Source organism: Sporosarcina limicola, from assembly GCF_014873855.1.
Lineage (GTDB): Bacteria > Bacillota > Bacilli > Bacillales_A > Planococcaceae > Sporosarcina > Sporosarcina limicola.
On sequence record NZ_JADBEL010000062.1, the window covers coordinates 1 to 3,183 of the forward strand.

At 35.4% G+C, this 3,183-nt stretch carries 5 protein-coding genes; all 5 read right to left on the reverse strand.

Annotated features, from left to right (window positions below; genetic code table 11):
* Positions 1-107 precede the first annotated feature (107 nt).
* Positions 108-422 (reverse strand): hypothetical protein, encoded by a 315-nt coding sequence (locus H4683_RS20950; RefSeq protein ID WP_192600759.1) that lies wholly within the window; start codon positions 420-422, stop codon positions 108-110.
* A gap of 265 nt (positions 423-687) precedes the next feature.
* Complete coding sequence (locus H4683_RS20955) at positions 688-1,275, reverse strand: histidine phosphatase family protein (protein ID WP_192600760.1); 588 nt, start codon at positions 1,273-1,275, stop codon at positions 688-690.
* Positions 1,276-1,513: 238 nt separating this feature from the next.
* The gene (locus tag H4683_RS20960; RefSeq protein ID WP_192600761.1) at positions 1,514-1,696 is read right to left on the reverse strand and encodes a hypothetical protein; all 183 of its coding nucleotides are present in this window, start codon (positions 1,694-1,696) and stop codon (positions 1,514-1,516) included.
* A 508-nt stretch (positions 1,697-2,204) separates the two neighbouring features.
* The gene (locus H4683_RS20965; RefSeq protein WP_192600762.1) at positions 2,205-2,411 is read right to left on the reverse strand and encodes a hypothetical protein; all 207 of its coding nucleotides are present in this window, start codon (positions 2,409-2,411) and stop codon (positions 2,205-2,207) included.
* Positions 2,412-2,517: 106 nt separating this feature from the next.
* Positions 2,518-2,790 (reverse strand): hypothetical protein, encoded by a 273-nt coding sequence (locus tag H4683_RS20970; RefSeq protein WP_192600763.1) that lies wholly within the window; start codon positions 2,788-2,790, stop codon positions 2,518-2,520.
* Positions 2,791-3,183: the final 393 nt, after the last annotated feature.

A 3,183-nucleotide genomic window follows, 5' to 3' on the forward strand; every position in this document is an offset into this window, starting at 1 on the left:
GGGTCAACTCGTACGGATTTGACACCCCACATCATACCAAGAGGGCTATTTATATTTCAAGCCCTGAAAAAGTTTCTAACAGGAATGCTTATATATATATGATTCCTCTAGAATAATGCGCTGGAAAATAAAGCCGAAAAAGAAAACTGCTCCCATAATGGCAGATGTATACCACGAACTGTTGTACTTTTTTTAAAACTAAACACCGCCGCTACAATATTACCCAGTCCAAATATGACAATTGTGAGAACCCCAGGCATAACCCAACTTTCAAAAGGGAGACTAGATGCCCAACTATCAGGATATTCCTCGGCAAAGATTCCACTTCTTGACCTCACCATTTGAGCTCCTATCCAAATTGCACCAGTAGCCAAAAACAAATCATAAACGCCTAGCATCCTTGCTCTTATTGTTTGCTTCATCTTTTTACTCCCCCCTATAGTTTTCTTAAAAATTTCCTGCGCTATTTAACAATCCAATGGTCCAATTCTTATGGACAAACTCTTATTCTGAAAGTGAGTGGGGGGTGCCTGTCACCCAAACTAACATGTTAGTTAACAAACTCGAAAGCTCAAACTTTCATAATTATATGAGTGACAGGCACCACATATTCCGATCGGTGTGATGAACGCTTGGAAAATAATCGTTCGAAATGCGCCCGTTAGTTTAAGAACAAAAAAATAGTTTTTATTGGTTAACGCCAATATTTACACCCCATAGTCTTTGAACATTCACTAATTCCTGTTCATTGAATTCCATTCTATAAATATCAGGTTTTGATGTGCTGTGTAAAAAACCCAAGTCATAAGTGCTATCGAAGTATTGCATCATCAAGGTCATTACAGCCCCGTGAGTACCTATCACTATTTTTTTATCTCTAAAAGTTTCTAATAGTTCTTTTAAGACCTTTATAGCTCTTTTTTGACAATCAGCATTTGATTCTGCTCCCTCTAAAGAGAAATTTGATTCAGAAAATGACTTCTCCAAAAGTGGAACCAGTTCTTCATCTGATACTCGATTGTTTCCTGAAGAGAATATCCTCTCTTTTAAATCTTCAAAAACTAAAACTTTCTCTCCTATTTGTTGGGCTAACTGTTCTACAGTTAAAATTGAACGTATATATGGACTTGAAGCAACTACATCAATTTCTTTATCTTTCAAAATATCAATCACTCGTTTAGCATCTAAATAACCTTTTTCGGTTAATCCTCTGGTTCTATCATTTCCTTCTTTTGGCGATTCACCGTGTCTCACCATATAAACAAATGTACTCATAATATAATGTCCCCCCAATAACTTCTTCTTCTTTTCTTCATAAACAAAACTGCGGCGTTAGTTCAATAAGCAAAAAAGAGCTGCCAAAGCAACTCAATGATCTTCCGCTAAAGGACCAATTGTGGAAGAAGGAGTTTTATAATTGCAAATGAATCACATTGACAGCTGGGAAAATGGTCTGCGTCAATCTCAATGGTTATAACTTAGAAGGGGCTGCCCTGTCACCCAAACTAACATGTTAGCTTGAACAAACTCGAAAGTTCAAACTTTCACGATTGTATGAGTGATAGGCCCCATGTCCTCGAGCAGCTATTTTTCCATCGTAGCTTACTGTATATGTTTCGACGATGTTGAATGTAATGGTAATCGAGTTACCTGCGTCATCCGTAACAACAAGTACATAGGAGTCTTTAGCGTCCACAGACGATCCGCTCATAAAGGAATTGTCGTTCAATTTGCGGTACCTTCATTAAAAGTTATCGTTTGCTTAGAATTGTATCTTCCTCCGTTTGTTACGCCATCGACAATTGGAGCTATCGTATTTAACTTGATACGATTTTGAGCTAATCCAACATTGCCTGCATGATCAATAAATCGTACATGGACCGTCTTGCTACCATCAATGAGCTGTATCGCAACTACTTTTGCTCCATCTTAAATCTTTAGCCAAGGCTGATAGTCCGCTCCTATTCAAGTGCCGCGACCTTCTTTAATCCATTTTTCAACTTAAGATATTCTTCTTCTTTTGGATGTAAAAATACCCCTTTAGATAAACATATCTAAAATGGCAAAATATCGTATCTTTTTTATAGACATCGTGACTTTATTTCAAAACTACCATCTTTAACTAACCACCACTTTAGTTTAAGAAGAAAAGTATAGCTTATTCAACACTTGTGTCCGATTGCTTAACAGGAACTTTACATTTTTCATTTGGAAATCAATTTCCATATTCGAAGACTTCCAAAAAAAGATACTACAAAAAGTGCTGATAACATTAAAATCCAATATGGCGTTTCTCCAATTTCCTTAATACCATCCGCATTCCTAACAACAAAAATTAAAGCACCGATAAACATTAAATAACAAAACACGTTAGGAATAATCCATACAATCCTTAATTTTGTGTTCTTCAAACTTCCGTCCCCCTATTTTTTGAAGTAACCTCTCCGTATCTTGAGCGGGGAATTAGGCTTATGATTTTCAACAATCGCGCCGATTGCTAAATGACCTATTCAGGATTTATACACTAGTTTTATCGTTGTAAATTTCTCCCCCTCTTTTACTTACATCAGAAATTGTTTTCACAGTTATAAAAATAACCAAAACAATAAATCCAACTTTAAATCCTATAGACCAATTCCATAATAGAGTTTGGAAAATGGCTACAATTGTTAAAGCAATGTAGAAGTAAGTTTTATACGACTTTTTTGAAACAATATCCATGACGAAGAAAATAACAAAAATACCCATGAATGAATATTTCATAACTGCAAACACGGTATTCCAATCCATATATCCAACCCCCTTTTTTTACAATATGGCTCATTTGCGGAAGATTAATCTTATTGAAAATCAGTCAAACTTGTATAACATTATTATTTCCAAAGAAATATGGTTTCTCATCTTTGATCATCCAGAAGGTATGAAGTGGTAAAAATTCTGTCATTCATTGGTACACCTTTTGTCATTCAGTGGTTAAAATCATGTCAAGGATGGTACATTTCATTGGCTGTAATCAGTAGACTTATAGGGTGCATCTTTTTTATAAACATCGTGACTTTATTATCACTATACATATGTGTAGTGATAACACGTCTGTTGATTAGCTAGTTTTTCCCAATAAAAACATAGAAAAAAGACACCCAATCTGATACGATGTAAAGCAACTAAACCAACATCGATATT